The organism is Stenotrophomonas sp. MH181796 (genome assembly GCF_009659995.1).
In the GTDB taxonomy this organism is placed as follows: Bacteria; Pseudomonadota; Gammaproteobacteria; order Xanthomonadales; family Xanthomonadaceae; genus Stenotrophomonas; species Stenotrophomonas riyadhensis.
Map to the genome: position 1 here is coordinate 218806 of NZ_RAHU01000002.1, position 16381 is coordinate 235186.

Annotated in this window: 10 protein-coding genes; 1 reads left to right on the plus strand and 9 read right to left on the minus strand. The window is 63.2% G+C overall.

The features are described 5' to 3' along the window. Nucleotides 1–96: 96 nt before the first annotated feature. From D5301_RS04790 to moeB, 9 genes are all read right to left on the minus strand, one after another. The gene (locus D5301_RS04790; protein WP_153855003.1) at nucleotides 97–3285 is read right to left on the minus strand and encodes a DEAD/DEAH box helicase family protein; all 3189 of its coding nucleotides are present in this window, start codon (nucleotides 3283–3285) and stop codon (nucleotides 97–99) included. Next, on the minus strand, nucleotides 3285–4601 hold the full coding sequence (locus D5301_RS24440) for a restriction endonuclease subunit S (protein WP_324187268.1): 1317 nt from the start codon (nucleotides 4599–4601) through the stop codon (nucleotides 3285–3287). Before D5301_RS24440 ends, D5301_RS04790 begins: the two co-directional genes overlap by 1 nt. 71 nt (nucleotides 4602–4672) lie before the next feature. Continuing rightward, the gene (locus tag D5301_RS04800) at nucleotides 4673–6649 is read right to left on the minus strand and encodes a class I SAM-dependent DNA methyltransferase (RefSeq protein WP_324187269.1); all 1977 of its coding nucleotides are present in this window, start codon (nucleotides 6647–6649) and stop codon (nucleotides 4673–4675) included. Nucleotides 6650–6877: 228 nt separating this feature from the next. Further along, the gene (guaA, locus tag D5301_RS04805) at nucleotides 6878–8443 is read right to left on the minus strand and encodes a glutamine-hydrolyzing GMP synthase (protein WP_005413109.1); all 1566 of its coding nucleotides are present in this window, start codon (nucleotides 8441–8443) and stop codon (nucleotides 6878–6880) included. Continuing rightward, the gene (locus D5301_RS04810; protein WP_194936613.1) at nucleotides 8440–8916 is read right to left on the minus strand and encodes a hypothetical protein; all 477 of its coding nucleotides are present in this window, start codon (nucleotides 8914–8916) and stop codon (nucleotides 8440–8442) included. The genes guaA and D5301_RS04810 overlap by 4 nt, the downstream gene beginning before the upstream one ends. 107 nt (nucleotides 8917–9023) lie before the next feature. Continuing rightward, nucleotides 9024–10481 (minus strand): IMP dehydrogenase, encoded by a 1458-nt coding sequence (guaB, locus tag D5301_RS04815; RefSeq protein ID WP_005409308.1) that lies wholly within the window; start codon nucleotides 10479–10481, stop codon nucleotides 9024–9026. A 488-nt stretch (nucleotides 10482–10969) separates the two neighbouring features. Beyond that, on the minus strand, nucleotides 10970–11848 hold the full coding sequence (gene folD, locus D5301_RS04820) for a bifunctional methylenetetrahydrofolate dehydrogenase/methenyltetrahydrofolate cyclohydrolase FolD (RefSeq protein WP_153855006.1): 879 nt from the start codon (nucleotides 11846–11848) through the stop codon (nucleotides 10970–10972). Between the two features lie 353 nt (nucleotides 11849–12201). Further along, entirely contained in the window at nucleotides 12202–14034 is a 1833-nt protein-coding gene (locus D5301_RS04825; RefSeq protein WP_153855007.1) for a monovalent cation:proton antiporter-2 (CPA2) family protein, read from the minus strand. Between the two features lie 249 nt (nucleotides 14035–14283). After that, nucleotides 14284–15420, minus strand: coding sequence for a molybdopterin-synthase adenylyltransferase MoeB (gene moeB / locus D5301_RS04830; RefSeq protein WP_153855008.1), 1137 nt, complete (start codon nucleotides 15418–15420; stop codon nucleotides 14284–14286). An 88-nt stretch (nucleotides 15421–15508) separates the two neighbouring features. On the opposite strand from moeB, the gene D5301_RS04835 reads away from it, so the two are divergent. Continuing rightward, nucleotides 15509–16324 carry an AraC family transcriptional regulator gene (locus D5301_RS04835; RefSeq protein WP_153855009.1) on the plus strand — a complete coding sequence of 272 codons (816 nt, stop codon included), beginning with the start codon at nucleotides 15509–15511 and terminating at the stop codon, nucleotides 16322–16324. Nucleotides 16325–16381: the final 57 nt, after the last annotated feature.

Here is a 16381-nt window from a genome sequence, read left to right on the forward strand (position 1 = left end):
TCCATGAAGTACAGACGATGGACGCACGATAGCCTCGTCATAGCAAGTGAGACCCGACTAGACTCTCACGCAGCACCCGCAATGAGACACCGGAGGCTACTCAAGCTTGCGCGTATCAACGGCCGTCTTGAGCATTTTCAGAATGACCAGCGCGAATGCTCGACTCTTGGTGTCGTTATCCAGCACTTCCAGCGACAGCTTCTCGTGGTCGGTCATCGCGTCCAGCACGGTTTCCAGTACCCGCTTGGGGAACAGTCCATGCATCACCTGTTCCACCGAGTGGTTGTTGACCTGGGCCATTACATCTTCCTGCCGGCTAATGCGCTGAGCGATGCCAGTGAGGAACTGCAGCTGGTCGTCATCGCTAACCTCCGCACCGAAGATATCATTCAGCGCCTCGATGATTTCCGACAGTCGCTTCTTTTCGGGATCATGTGGCTTACCGCTGCCCACGTCACTGCCCGGCTTTAGGGCGTACTCGCCCTCTTCCTCACTCAATCGCAGGCGGTGCTCAGCGCGCTTGCTTAAGCGGTAATGACTTAATTGCAGCTCGCCCACGTCCACATCGTCTTGTTGCAGACGGTCCACGCGGAGTAACGGGTGTAGGTGCTTAGCGTACACGCACAGCTGCTCCAGCTCGCGGTCCTCATAAGGAACGATCTGCGAGAGGAACTCGTACAGGCGCACAAAGCTCTGCAGGTTCTTGCGGAACAGATCGAGCTGGTCCACCTGCTCGCCGGCCTCTTTCAGTGCGTGTTCGGCCAGTTTCAGACCGGCGATGTCGCCATTAGTCTCTGCAGTGCGCTTGTACTCCAGCGCCTGCTGACGTGATTCCAGCGAGAATGCATAACGCTTGGCGAAGCGCTCCCTCGCGGGCGCGCAGTAGTAGCTGAGCTTACTGGCCGCCGCCTTGGGGTCGAAGAAGGCCATGGCGAACGCCTCAACTTCCTGCCAGTGATAGACACCTTCGGCATCCAGTTTCTTCTGCAGGTCATAGATGATCTGCGGGTCGGTCACGTCGGTCAGCTCTGCCTTGGTGTAGTACGGCAGGAAGGCGTCGAGGATATCCTGCGGCTCGTTGAAGAAGTCGAGGATGAAGGTTTCCTTGCTGTCACCGAAAGTGCGGTTCAGGCGAGACAGGGTCTGCACGCAGTCCACGCCTTGCAGCTTCTTGTCCACGTACATGGCGCACAACTTTGGCTGATCGAAGCCGGTCTGGTACTTGTTGGCCGCGATCATCACATTGAAATCCTGGGTATCGAAGGCATCCGCCAGGTCACGGCCATTCAGGCCGGCGTTGAGCAAGTTGCTGCTTTCCGTCACCTCTTCGGGGATCACCTCATCGGGCAACACGCTGCCCGAGAACGCCACCAGGGGGTGTACATCGCGGTAGCCCATCTGCTGCACATACGCCTTCACCGCCAACTGGTAGCGCACCGCTTCCTGGCGGCTGCCGGTCACCACCATGGCCTTGGCCTGACCATTCAGCAGACCACGGATACTGGCGCGGAAGTGCTCCACGATCACCTCCACCTTCTGGCTGATGTTGTACGGGTGAAGCCGTACCCAACGGGCCAGTTTGATGCGCGCCTTTTTGCTATCCACCTCGTCGTCTGCGCCCTCCGGGTGGGCGATCTTCCAGGCGGTGCTGTAGGTGACGTAGTTGCGCAGCACGTCGAGGATGAAGCCCTCCTCGATGGCCTGGCGCATCGAGTACAGGTGAAACGCCTCTGGCTTGTTGCTGGAGCTGGCCGGGAGCGTCGGGTCGGCCGGGCGGCCAAACAGTTCCAGTGTCTTGGGCTTAGGCGTGGCGGTGAAGGCGTAGTAGCTGATGCGCTCATTGGGGCCACGTGCTGCAACGGCGGCATTCTGTAGATCTTCGGCGCTGACCTCTTCGGCATCCAACGCATCGCTGCCGAGAATCTGCTTCAGCTTGCTGGCCGATGAGCCGGTTTGTGAGGAGTGCGCCTCGTCGGCGATCACCGCATAGCGCCCACTGGCCAGCTTGGGGTGCTTGTCCAGGGCATCGAATAGAGCAGGGAAAGTCTGGATGGTGACAATGATGATGCGCGCCTGCCCGGCCAATGCTTGAACCAGTTGCTCCGACTTGCTCAGAGTGCCGACATCACGAGTGATCGGCTTGACCACGCCCTGGGCGTGCTCGAACTGGTAGATGGTGTTCTGCAGTTGGCTGTCCAACACCGTACGATCTGTAATCACGATCACCGAGTTGAACAGGCGCTGGCCGTCAGCCTCGTAGAGCGAGGCCAACTGGTGCGCCGTCCAGGCAATGGAGTTCGACTTGCCGGAACCAGCGCTGTGCTGGATAAGGTAGCGCTTGCCCGACCCTTCGGCACGGGTGGTGCTTATCAACTGGTTGACCACCTCCCACTGATGGTAACGGGGGAAGATCATCGTCTCCTTGGTCACCGGCGTGCCGTCGGAGCCCTCGCTGGTCTTCTTTTCTATGTGCAGAAAGCGCCCCAGCACCTTGAGCCAGGCATCCGGCTGCAGCAAGCGCTGCCACAGGTAGCTGGTCGCGTACTGGCTGTCGTCTTCGGGCATGGGGTTTCCCGCGCCGCCTTCTTCGCTGCCGAGGTTGAATGGCAGGAAAAAGGTGTCTTTGCCCGCCAGCTTGGTGGTCATCGCCACTTCGTTCTGGCCCACGGCAAAGTGCACAAGCGCACCGCGCTTGAAGGTCAGCAGCGGCTCGGGCTTGCGCGTGAGCGGGTCTTTTACCGGGCGGTCTTGGCGGTACTGACGCTTGGCGTTTTCCACCGATTGCTTGAACTCGCTTTTCAGCTCCAGCGTGGCGGTAGGGACGCCGTTAACGAACAGCACCAGATCCAGCCGTGGATTGTAGCTCTGGCCACCGCTGCCAGCCTCGCGCGCATGCGGCGAGTAGGACACCTCCGGCACCACGCGCAGGCGGTTGCACTGGTAACGTCTTAGCGTGTCGGGGTTCATGCCATGGTCGGGCTGGAAGCTGCATAGCTCCACCTTCACACCCGGCAGTTTGAAGCCATGCCGCAGCACATCCAGAGTGCCACTCTGCTCCAGCTCGCGCACTAGTTTCTGCACCAACACATCATCCGGATTATTCGGATTGGCTTTGGCGAACTTGTCCCAGCGCTCCGGCCAGGCCTCCTTGAAGTAACCCAGCGCATCTTCAGTGTACAACGCCGTACGGCGATCGTAGCCGCTGGCGGTGCCAACCAGCCAGCCTTGGGCGGCCAGGACGTCGATGATGTCTTGCTGGAATTGCGCTTCCTTGCTATCCGCCATTACACGGCCTCTTCTTCTAATTCGGGGAATGACGCGCGGGTCGGTGGCTGCCAGCCGCGCACATCGATTTTCCCGGTGACGGCGGCGGAGATTAGGGCGGAGCGGCGTTCGGAGATTAGCTTCACCGAAGACTGTGCCTCGTTGATTAGTAGGTCATAAGAGTCACAGCGCTTGGCTAAGAAATCAGAAATCCCCTTCTGCTCAGACAGAGGCGGCTCAAAAAGTGGAATATTTCCGATATCCGCCATATTGAAATGACTGACAGTACTTCCTTGAGACAACTGTTTAACGAAGTCTGAAGCCAGCCCGGCATATATTGAGTGGACAGTGAAGGCAGGATCAATCCTAGTCTTGTCAAGCTTAAAAAGCACCATGCGTTGACCCAGGCATATCTCAAGGTCTTCTGGCACCAAACATGCCTCACCTGCCGGCGCCTCCCTCGTGAAAAGTATATCTAATGGCTCTGGCACCCCTCTCCTAGTCCAGTCAATGTAAGTATTTCTGTCGGCATATTTTGCCCCGTCAAGACTAAGCAAGCCATTTCGAACATTTGTCGTGCGACAAACCAAGTACTCACCATCATCACTATATTCAGCAGTTTTATGCTCAGCATCAATCATTGCGTTCAATATGTGCTTGATACGAATCTGCTTCCAATGTGCCGGCACCTCACCGAGCCACTCCACGCCGGAGTCTTTCATCGGCACCCTGGGGTCGAGGCCTTTGGTGACGGCGTGGGAGATCACGGCCTGGCGCTTTTCCTTAAGCAGTTCGATCAGGCGCTGCTGCTCTTCGATTAGCGCGTCGATGTGAGCAACTTCATGGTCGAGGAAGCGCGCAATTTGGATTTGCTCAATCTTTGGCGGCCCTGCGAAGATCAAACCCCTAAAATCATCTTGACCAAGATTCTGCATGCTTGCGCTTGTTCCGGAACAGGCCATCTTTACCTGCTCCCGATATTCCCGAGACTTGGTGAAGTAAAAAATGAAACCTGGAGAGTGGTTCGCCAAGACGTAAACTTGCCAGAGTCGGTCTGGGAGAAAAATCCCATTGGGAGCCTCGGTAACCAGACCCGTGGCCCCCACCAAATCGGGAGTGTTCATCCGACTAACAATAAGCGTGTCTTTACGAAGCGGACAGCTGACTCTGCCAAGGTCTTCGTCATCCACCGTCTTATTTTCGGCCCAGTTGAATTTCCCGGTGTAAACACAACTGGTTTTCAGAACACCCACGGAGCCAGGCTCAGCTGGAAGATCCGCCGCGTTGACACTTGTTCCAGACTCGATTCGTTCAATAGCCCGTTTGAGTCGATTCACAGCCCAATGCTCCGGCACTTCACCCAGCCACTCAACCCCGGAATCCTTGTACGCCGGATACGCTGGGAACGTCATGCCGACAACCTCTCGATCATCTGCTTGATGCGGTCGGTGCAGGCTTTTAGGTCGCGGTCGATCTCGACCAATGGGCGCGGCGGCTGGAACACGTAGAAGTGGCGGTTAAAGGGAATCTCGAAGCCGACAATACCGACTTCACCATCCAGCGCATCGGTCTTGCTTTCGTCGATCCAGGCATCCGGCACATCGGGAATGACTTCGCGCGCAAAGTACTCATACACCGATTCGCCCAGCGGCACATTCTCGTTATCGCGTAGGCCGGCGTCGGCTTCCGACTGGCCCTTGGTCATGCAGATGTCCGCTTCGGGGTCGCGCTCGCTCAAGGCGCTCATCAAAGCTTTTAGCTCCGGCGTGCTGAGGCTGACGCTGTGGGCGGTGAGGGCTTTTTTCAGCAGCTTGCTGAACTGCTCGCGGTTGCGGTGCAGCCGGCTGGCATCCATTGTTTGCAGGGCCGCCATCAGGAGCTGCTGAGCGGCGCTGTCGAGCTTCTGTAGGGCTTTTTCTTCCAGCACTTTAGCGACGCGCTCAGCACTGGTCTGGAAGTTTAGACGCAACGGGCGTTCGACGGTGATGCGCCGGTAGCCGAAGGCCTCGATCGGGAAGATTTTGCTATTGGCGGTCTGCTCGAAGCTACCATATAGGCGCACCAGATCGCTGATCTGATCTTCGGTAATGTACTGGCGCTTGCTGCCCAGCGACTTGCGCATTTTGGCGAAGTGCTGGCTGCCGTCGATCAGCTGCACCTTGCCCTGACGCACAGCGGCCTTGTGGTTACTGAGTATCCACACATAGGTGGCGATGCCGGTGTTGTAGAACATGTCGGTCGGCAACGCGACGATGGCCTCTACCAGGTCGTTCTGCAGCAGGTAGCGGCGAATTTCCGACTCCCCCGAGCCCGCGCCGCCGGTAAACAATGGCGAGCCGTTGAGGATGATGCCGATGCGCGAGCCACCGTCGCGCGGGTCACGCATCTTGCTGACCAGGTGCAGGAGGAAAAGCAGCGAGCCATCGGATACGCGTGGCAGGCCGGGTCCAAAGCGGCCGTCGAAGCCTTTGTGGCTGTGCTCGTCGGTGATCTGCTTTTGCACCTTCTTCCATTCCACGCCAAATGGCGGATTGCTGAGCATGAAGTCGAAGTGCTTGCCGGCCAGTTGATCGTTGGACAGGGTATTGCCGAGCTTGATACTGGCCACGTCCTGGCCCTTGATCAGCATGTCCGCCTTGCAGATGGCGTAAGACTCGGGGTTTAGCTCTTGGCCGTGCAGCGACACACTGACCTTTTCGCTGATGGACTGGATGTACTCATCACCCTCAGACAGAAAACCGCCGGTGCCAGCGGTTGGGTCGTAGATGGTGACGATGCTGTTGGGCGCGAGCTTGTGGTCCTGATTGGTGATCACCAAGGAGGTAGTGAGGTGCACGATATCGCGCGGCGTGAAGTGCTCACCGGCGGTTTCGTTGGAGCTCTCTGCAAACTTGCGGATCAGCTCTTCGAAGATGATGCCCATGCCGAAGTTGCTGATGCGCTCCGGGCTCAGATCCGTAGCTGCGAAACGCTGTACCACTTGATAGAGCAGGTTGGCAGTTTCCAGCTGCTGAACGAAATCTTCAAAGTGGAAGTGCTCGAAGATCTCACGTGCATCCTTGCTGAAGGCTTGCACATAGCTCATCAGATCGGCCGCGGTCTGCGTATCAGATAGAGTGCTGAGGTTGAGCGATGACGCATTAAAGAACTGCTGGCCTGAAGCGCGCAGCAGTAGCATCTCTCGCACTTGATCTGGCCGACCTTGCTGAGCCGAAGCTTGTTTGATCACCTTGTCCTTGGTCGGTGCGAGCACACACTCCATTCGGCGAAGAAGAGTAAACGGCAGAATGACTCGACCGTACTGGGACTGCTTGAAGTCACCACGCAAAAGATCGGCAATCGACCAGAGAAATGCGGCCGTCTGGGAGTGATTTTCCGTGTTCACGCAACAACACCTTGAATCAAATGCTAAAGGGAAAGTCTACACTCAAGGCCGGCCGGCAGGAGTAGGAAGCCCCCCCGCCGCCCTCACCTCTTTTCGCGCGCCACCCCATACATCGACCGCCGGCCAGCGGCCGGCACTACCGCAGCCAGACCGCAACCCAGGGCCAATGTCTGCGAGGGCCCTCCCTCAAACAACAAGGGCGCCTCTCGGCGCCCTCGTTCTTTCAACTCATTCCCACTCAATGGTCGCCGGCGGCTTGCCTGAGATGTCATACACAACCCTCGACACCCCCCGCAACTCATTGATGATCCGGTTACTCACCGTACCCAGGAACTCATACGGCAGATGCGCCCAGTGCGCGGTCATGAAATCAATCGTCTCCACCGCGCGCAGCGCAATCACCCACTCATAAGCACGCGCATCGCCCACCACGCCCACCGACTTCACCGGCAGGAACACGGCAAACGCCTGGCTGGTCTTGTCGTACAGGTCTGCCTTGCGCAGCTCATCAATGAAGATGGCATCGGCCTTGGCCAGCAGCTCGGCGTACTCGCGCTTCACTTCGCCCAGGATACGCACGCCCAGGCCCGGGCCCGGGAACGGATGGCGATAGACCATGGTGCGCGGCAGGCCCAGCTCAACGCCCAGGCGGCGCACTTCGTCCTTGAACAGCTCGCGCAGCGGCTCCACCAGGCCCAGCTTCATGTGCTCCGGCAGGCCGCCCACGTTGTGGTGGCTCTTGATCACATGCGCCTTGCCGGTCTTGCTGCCGGCCGACTCGATCACGTCCGGGTAGATGGTGCCCTGCGCCAGCCACTTGGCGTTCTTCAGCTTGTTCGACTCTTCATCGAAGATCTCAACGAACAGGTTGCCGATGATCTTGCGCTTGGCTTCCGGGTCGCTCACACCTTCCAGCGCGGCGAAGTAACGGTCGGCGGCGTTCACGCGAACGACCTTCACGCCCATGTGCTCGGCGAACATCGCCATCACCTGGTCGCCTTCCTGCCAGCGCAGCAGGCCGGTATCCACGAACACGCAGGTCAGCTTCTCGCCGATGGCCTTGTGCAGCAGTGCGGCCACCACCGACGAATCGACGCCGCCGGACAGGCCCAGGATCACTTCGTCATCGCCCACCTGCTCGCGCACGCGGGCGATCTGGTCGTCGATGATGTTGGCGGCGGTCCACAGGGTCTGGCAGCCGCACACGTCCACCACGAAGCGGCGCAGCAGCGCCTGGCCCTGCAGGGTGTGGGTCACTTCCGGGTGGAACTGCACGCCGTACCAGCGCTTTTCTTCGTTGGCCATGGCGGCCACCGGAATGCGGTCGGTGGTGGCGGTGATGGTGAAGCCCGGCGGTGCAACGGAGACGTGGTCGCCGTGGCTCATCCAGACATTCAACTTCGGCTCGCCGCCGTGGTCGCTCAGGCCCTTGAACAGTGCATCCGGGTTGATCACGTTCACTTCGGCGTGGCCGAATTCGCGCTGGTCCGCCGCTTCGGTGGCACCGCCCAGCTGCGCGGCCAGGGTCTGCATGCCGTAGCAGATGCCGAAGATCGGCAGGCCGCTGTCGAACACTTCCTGCGGCGCGGCCGGGGCACCCGGCAGCGTGGTCGATTCCGGGCCACCGGACAGGATGATGCCCTTGGCGCCGAACGCGGCGATCTCGGCCGGGTTGTGGTCCCACGCCCAGATTTCGCAGTAGACGCCCAGCTCGCGGATGCGGCGGGCGATCAGCTGCGTGTACTGCGCGCCGAAATCGAGGATGAGGATCTTGTCGTTATGGATGTTGGTCATGGTGCCGTTCCAGTGGTGTTTTTCGCAGCGCCCGGCGCTTCAAGGCTCTGCGTCAGCGTGGCGATGAACGCCTCGCGTTGTTGAATATGTGAGGTGTCTTCCTCGTCCCAGCGCAGCATCAGCAGGCCGTGGGGTGCGTTGGGGTTGGAGCGGTCAGCGCGCGGCAGCTCGGCGATTTCCTGCACTTCGGTGCCGGGCACGATGCGCCGTTGCAGCGCCGCCATCGAGACGCCCGAATCCGCAGCGCCCCAGGACGCCCAGCGCACGCTCATCCGTGCGGGCTCCAGCGCGCCCAACACCGGCGTCAGCACCGGATCATCCGGCCCGTGCAGCAGCTCGGTAATGCATTGCAGCGTGACCTGCAGCGGGCGCTCGCCGGTGCCTTTCAGCAGCCAGCGCTGCTCGCCGGCGGCCTGCATCTGCCAGCCCTTCGGCAGCGAGAACGCGTTCTGGCACGCCCGTACGTCCTGCAATTGCGAAACCGCCGCGCCCGGAGACCCGGAGCGCGGCGGCGGTTCGGACAACGAACAGCCTGCCATCAGCAGGCTGCCCGTAATCGCAAGAGCAGTTCGCAAGCGCATCAGGCGCGGTAGTTCGGCGGCTCTTTGGTGATGGTCACGTCGTGGACGTGGCTCTCACGCTGGCCGGCGCCGCTGATCTTCACGAACTTGGGCTTGCTGCGCATGTCTTCGATGGTGGCGCAGCCCACGTAGCCCATGGTGGCGCGCAGGCCGCCCATAAGCTGGTGGATGATGCCGCCCACCGGGCCGCGATACGGCACCCGGCCTTCGATGCCTTCCGGCACCAGCTTGTCGGCGGTGGCGGCGTCCTGGAAGTAGCGGTCCTTCGACCCCTTCTCCATGGCGGCCAGCGAACCCATGCCGCGGTAGCTCTTGTACGAACGGCCCTGGTACAGCTCGGTCTCGCCCGGCGATTCCTCGGTACCGGCCAGCAGGCCACCGACCATGATGGTCGAGGCACCGGCGGCCAGCGCCTTGCCGATGTCGCCCGAGTAGCGGATGCCACCGTCGGCGATCAGCGGGATGCGGTCCTGCAGCGCTTCGGCCACCAGGTCAATGGCGGTGACCTGCGGCACGCCGACGCCGGCGACGACGCGCGTGGTGCAGATCGAGCCCGGGCCGATGCCGACCTTCACTGCGTCCGCGCCGCTATCCAGCAGCGCCAGCGCGGCTTCGCCGGTGCAGATGTTGCCACCGATGACCTGCACGTTCGGGAAGTTCTTCTTGACCCAGCTGACGCGGTCCAGCACGCCCTGCGAGTGGCCGTGCGCGGTATCGACCACGATCACGTCCACGCCGGCGGCGACCAGCGCTTCCACGCGGCGATCGGTATCGCCACCCACGCCGACGGCAGCGCCGACCAGCAGGCGGGTCGACAGATCCTTGGCAGCGTTCGGGAAGTCGGTGTTCTTCTGGATGTCCTTGACGGTGATCAGGCCACGCAGTTCGAACGAATCATTGACCACCAGCACCTTTTCGATGCGGTTGCGGTGCAGCAGCTGCAGCACTTCGTCGCTGGCGGCGCCTTCCTTGACCGTGATCAGGCGATCCTTCTTGGTCATGATGTGGCGGACCGGATCGTCCAGCTCGGTCTCGAAGCGCATGTCGCGATGGGTCACGATACCGGCCAGCAGGCCGTCGCTGCCCACCACCGGCACGCCGGAAATGTTGTGCGCCTGGGTCAGGGCCAGCACGTCGCGGATGGTGGTTTCCGGGCCGACGGTGATCGGGTCGCGGATGACACCGGCCTCGAACTTCTTGACCTTGGCCACTTCCGCGGCCTGCTGTTCCAGGCTGAGATTCTTGTGGATGATGCCCATGCCGCCGAGCTGGGCCATGGCGATGGCCAGGCGGGCCTCGGTGACGGTATCCATGGCTGCAGACAGGATCGGAAGCTTCAGCTTCAGGTCGCGAGTCAACCGCGTTTCGAGGTTGACGTCCTTGGGCAGGATGGTCGAGTGGGCGGGGACGAGCGAGACGTCGTCGTAAGTGAGTGCTTCAGCCTGGATGCGCAGCATCGGCATACCCGAGATGTGGGGAAGCGCGACATTTTACCCCTTTTTCGCGCCCTGTGGCAGGGGGTAGATGCGACGCAGTGTCGCGCGGGCGGTGATTGGTTCAGGGGGCGACCCGGGTGGGCGCCAACCTTGGTTGGCACCCACGGAACCGCCATGGACATGGAACCGCCACGGAACCGCCTTTGGTAGGTGCCAACCTTGGTTGGCACGGCCCGTCCGGCACCCGAACCCCAGATGGGCCAATGGCCCTGATGGATGTGCCAACCAAGGTTGGCACCTACCAGGAGCGGGTCATCGGCCTGCCCCAGCATTGTGCCGACCAACGGTCGGCACCCACCTTAAGAGGATCACTCGGGCCAGTCCTGAAACTGCCTTTGGTAGGTGCCAACCTTGGTTGGCACGATTCGTCCGGCACCGGTGCCCCAGATGGGCCGATGGCCCCGATGGATGTGTGCCAACCAAGGTTGGCACCCACCAGGAGCTGGTCGTCAGCTCAGCGCTTCCGCCGCTTCCAGGGTGTTCTGCATCAACGTGGCCACGGTCATCGGGCCCACACCACCCGGCACCGGGGTGATCCAGCTGGCCCGCTCCGCCGCGGCCTCGAACCCGACATCGCCCACCAACCGGCCGTCATCCAAGCGGTTGATGCCCACGTCGATCACCACCGCGCCCGGCTTCACCCATTCGCCCGGCACGATGCCCGGGCGGCCCACCGCCACCACCAGGATGTCGGCGTTGCGCACGGCCTGTTCCAGCACGTCCTTGGGGGTGAACTTGTGGCAGCTGGTCACGGTGCAGCCGGCAATCAGCAGTTCCAGGCCCATCGGGCGGCCGACGTGGTTGCTCACGCCCACGATGGTGGCGTTGCGGCCGCGCACCGGCTGGTCGGTGTGGCCCAGCAGCGTGGTGATGCCGCGCGGGGTGCACGGGCGCAGGCCGAACTCGCGCAGGGCCAGGTGGCCGACGTTTTCCGGGTGGAAGCCGTCCACGTCCTTGCGCGGGTCGATGCGCTGGATCAGCCGGCGCGCGTCGGGGATGCCCGGCAGTGGCAGCTGGATCAGGATGCCGTTGATCTTCGGGTCGGCATTGAGCTGGTCGATCAGGTCGAGCAGCTCGGCTTCGGTGGTACCGGCCGGCAGATCGTAGTCATGCGCTTCGATGCCGACCTTCTCGGCGGCACGGCGCTTGTTGCGCACGTACACGGTCGAGGCCGGGTCGCCACCGACCAGCACCACGGCCAGGCCCGGACGGCTGCCACCGGCGGCCACGCGCGCATCGACGCGCACCTTCAGGCTGTCGAGCAGGTCCTCGGCGATACGGCGGCCATCAAGGATGCGGGCAGGAAGCTGGGGGGCGGAATCGGTCATCGGGAGCAGGCGTGGGGCGGCGGGGACGCTATTGTCCCCGATTCAGGCCCCCTCGCCCACCGCGGAATGGGGTCCTGATGGGGTCGGATCCCTTTGCCACAGGCAAAGGGCTCTGACCCCGGGGTTACTCAGATTGCCAACCTCCGGTAGTGCCGGCCGCTGGCCGGCAACCTCACGATGTCGGAAGGTTTCCGCATCTGCCGGCCAGCGGCCGGCACTACCGACGGATGGTGCGCTGAGGTTGCCGGCCAGCGGCCGGCNGTCGGAAGGTTTCCGCATCTGCCGGCCAGCGGCCGGCACTACCGACGGATGGTGCGCTGAGGTTGCCGGCCAGCGGCCGGCACTACCGGGCTTTATTCTTCCTCTTCCGGCACATCCTGCGGGTTCAGCGTCTTGCTCTCCCGCTTCGGTGCGGTAAACGGCGTCGGTGTCGGTACGCCCTGCGGGCTGTTGCCGTAGATCATCCGCGCGCCGGCATTCAAACCACCGCCGGCAATCTCCAGCTCGAAACGCTCGGCATCGCGACGGCGGATCTGCTCGGCAATCTCCACCGCGTCGTCCTCATCCGCCCCCAGCTCCACCAGTGCGGCCTGGCCGAACAGCACTGCCGATTCAAACGTCTCGCGGATCTGGAAATCGACACCGGCATGGATCAACCGCAGCGAATGCTCGCGGTCGAACGAACGCACCATCAGCTTGGCCTGCGGGAATTCATGCGCCACCAGTTCGACGATGCGGTCAGCCGCTTCGGCCTTGTCCACGCACACCGCAATCGCGCGCGCAGTGGCGGCGCCGGAAGCATGCAGCACATCCAGGCGGGTGCCATCGCCGTAATAGATCTTGAAACCGAAGCGCGCCGCGCTCTGGATCATCTCCACGTCGTTGTCGATGATGGTCACGTCCACGTCGCGCGCCAGCAGCGACTGGCTGGCGACCTGGCCGAAGCGGCCGAAGCCGATCAGCAGCACGCTGCCGGACAGGCCGTCGGCCTCGTCCACGCCGTCCATGTTCACCGTCGGCTTCGGCGCGATGCGCTTGTAGACCAGCACCACCAGCGGGGTCAGCGCCATCGACAGCACCACCACGGCGGTGAAGTTGGCATTGATCTCCAGGTCGATCACGCCGGCCGATGCGGCCGCGGAGAACAGTACGAAGGCGAACTCGCCGCCCTGCGCCATCAGCACGCCACGGTCCAGCGCCTGCGCGTGGTCGCTGCCCATGATGCGCGCCACCACGTAGATGCACAGCGCCTTGGCCGCCATCAACGCCAGCACCAGGCCGAGGATCAGCTGCCAGTGCGCGGCCACCACGCTCAGGTCCAGCGCCATGCCCACACTGAGGAAGAACAGGCCGAGCAGGATGCCGCGGAACGGCTCGATGTCCGCCTCGATCTGGTGGCGGAAGGTCGACTCGCTCAGCAGCACGCCGGCCAGGAACGCGCCCATCGCCATCGACAGGCCGGACAGCTGCATCAGCAGCGCCGCACCCAGCACCACCAGCAGCGCGGCGGCGGTCATCACCTCGCGCGCCTTCGACTCGGCGAGCACGCGGAACAGCGGGTTGAGCAGGAAGCGGCCGACCAGCACCAGGCCGACGATGGCACCGACACCGATCGCCACCGACAACCAACGCGAACCCTCGCCGTCGGCACTGCCCGCGCTCGGGCCCATCCAGGCCACCAGGGCCAGCAGCGGCACAATCAGCAGGTCTTCAAACAACAGGATGGAAACGATCTTCTGCCCCGACGGCAGCGCGATGTCACCGCGCTCGGCCAGCAGCTGCATCACCACCGCGGTGGAGGTCAGCACGAAGCCGGTGGCGCCGATGAAGGCCACCTGCCACGGCAGGCCGAACAGCTTGGCGATGCTGGTCAGCACCACCGCACAGGCGACGATCTGCAGCGTACCCAGCCCGAAGATTTCCTTGCGCAGGCTCCACAGGTGCGAGGGCCGCATTTCCAGGCCGATCACGAACAGGAACATCACCACGCCGAGCTCGGCGGTATGCAGGATCGCCTGCGGGTCGGAGAACCAGCCCAGCCCGAACGGTCCGATCGCCAGGCCGGCAGCGAAGTAGCCCAGCACCGAGCCCAGGCCGGCCCGGCGGAACAAAGGCACCATCACCACCGCCGCGCCCAACAGGGCCACGACCTTGACCAGCTCACTGGTCGCTGCTTCTACCGCCATGCGGTGTGTTCCCCAAGATCCAGAATCGGGTTCAACAATAGAGCAATGCCGATGACGGCAATAGCACGCATGTTGCGCCGGATTGTCTTGGAGGTGGAACGATGCAGGGAGTGACCCCCAGCATCATCCCGAAACCATGCGCCCGCCCAAGTGGGAGCAACCGTACACCCGCTTCGGTGGGTGCCAACCTTGGTTGGCACGAAAGCGCCGACCAAGGTCGGCATCTACCAATCCACTCCCCGGCCAGCCTCACCCGCCCCGGCAAAACGCGACGTAATCGATGTACCCCGGGAACGGCACGTCCGGCGCGCACACCGGGCAGTGCGGGTCCGGCCGGATGCCGGTCTCACGGAAGCGCATGCCCAGCGCATCGAAGCGCAGCAGGCGGCCAACCAGCGGCTCGCCGATGCCCAGCAGCAGCTTCAGCACCTCGGTAGCCTGCAGCACGCCGGCCAATCCCGGCAGCACACCCAGCACACCGGCCTCGGAACAGTTCGGCGCGAATTCCGGCGGCGGCGGCTCGGGGAACAGGCAGCGGTAGCACGGCGCCACGCCACGCTGGCGGCCGGCGTCAAACACGCTTACCTGACCGTCGAAGCGCTCGATGGCGGCATACACCAGCGGCTTGGCGTGCTTGATGCAGGCGTCGTTGAGCAGGTAGCGCAGCGGGAAGTTGTCCGACCCATCCAGCACCACGTCCACGCCCTCGATCAGCGCATCCACGTTCTCGGAGGTGACCCGCTCCGGCACCGCCTCGACCTCGATCGACGGGTTCAGCGCCAGCAGCCGCTCGCGCGCGGAATCGACCTTGAACTGGCCGACGCTGGCCTCGGTATGCACGATCTGCCGGTGCAGGTTACTGCGCTCCACCCGGTCGTGGTCGGCGAAGCGCAGGTGCCCTACCCCGGCCGCGGCCAGATAGAAGCCGGCCGGCGCGCCCAGGCCGCCGGCACCCAGCACCAGCACGCGCGACTGCTGCAGCCGGCGCTGGCCGGCCTCGCCCACCTGCGGCAGCAGCAGGTGGCGCGAATAGCGGTCGTAGAAATCGCGGTCGGCGGCGCTGTCCAGCGGCTGCACCAGCGGCAGCGACTGCTCGCGCCAGGCCACGGTACCGCCGCTCACGGAAGCCACATTGGTGTATCCAGCCTCCAGCAGGAACTGCGCGGCATCGGCCGAGCGCTTGCCGCTCTGGCAGATCAGCAGGATCTCCTGGTCGTGCTTTGGCAGATGCGCGGCCGGGTCGGCCTGCAGTTCGCCCTTGGACACGCCGCGCGCGCCCTCGGCCATCCCGCCGGCCCGTTCGTGCGCTTCGCGCACATCGATCAGCACCGCGCCATGGGCCAGGCGCTCGCGTACCTGCGCGGGGGAAAGCTCTTGGATGCTCATGGCCGCATTATCGCGCAGACACCCTCGGCGCGCCCTGCCCCGAACATGGCACCATGCGGGCGTTGCCCCTGCATCCCGGAACCGCTGCATGCGCTCTGCCACCGAATTCTGGCGTGACCCGCGCATGCCCTTCGTCGAAAGCCGACGGGCGTGCGACAGCCGCGCCTGCCATCGCCCGCACAGCCATGACACCTTCTCGATCGGCGCCGTGGACGCCGGCAGCAGCCTGTTCACCGGTGCTGTGGAAGGACCGCGCCTGCTGCAGCCTGGCAGCCTGGTCGGCGTACCCGCAGGCCGCGTGCACGCCTGCAACCCCCTGCCCGGCCAGGTCTGGAGCTACCAGATGCTGCATCTGGACGCGCGCTGGATGGCCGAGGTCCGCGCCGAGTATGACGACCTGCCCGAACCCGACTGGCAGCAGGAACCGATCCGGATTTCCAGCCATCGCCTGCGCTACCAGCAGTACTGCCAGCTCAACGAGACGCTGTTCTCCAACGATCCGGTCTGCGTCAAGGAAGCGGCGCTGATCGCGTTCGTCGGCGATCTGGATGAACACGATGGTGTAGCCGTCGCCGGCCCGCCTGAAGATGCCGCACTACAGCAGCGGCTGCAGCCGGTGATGGACCTTCTGCGCCAGCGGCTCGAACACACCCCGGCCCTGCAGGAGCTCGCACCACTGGCAGGCATGAGCCGCTACCAGCTGATCCGCGCCTTCCGGCGTGCCACGGGCCTGACCCCACACGCCTGGCAGATCGACCAGCGCATCCAGGAGGCGCGCCGACGGTTGTGCGAAGGGCAAGCGCTGGCCGCGGTCGCGCATGCGCTGGGTTTCGCCGACCAGAGTCATTTCCAGCGGGTCTTCAAGGCCCACGCCGGTGCGACCCCAGGCCAGTACCGGCGCTGAGCCTGCAATAACGTTCAATACCACCGCGCGGCACATCCCCAGACTGGCGCCCCCGCC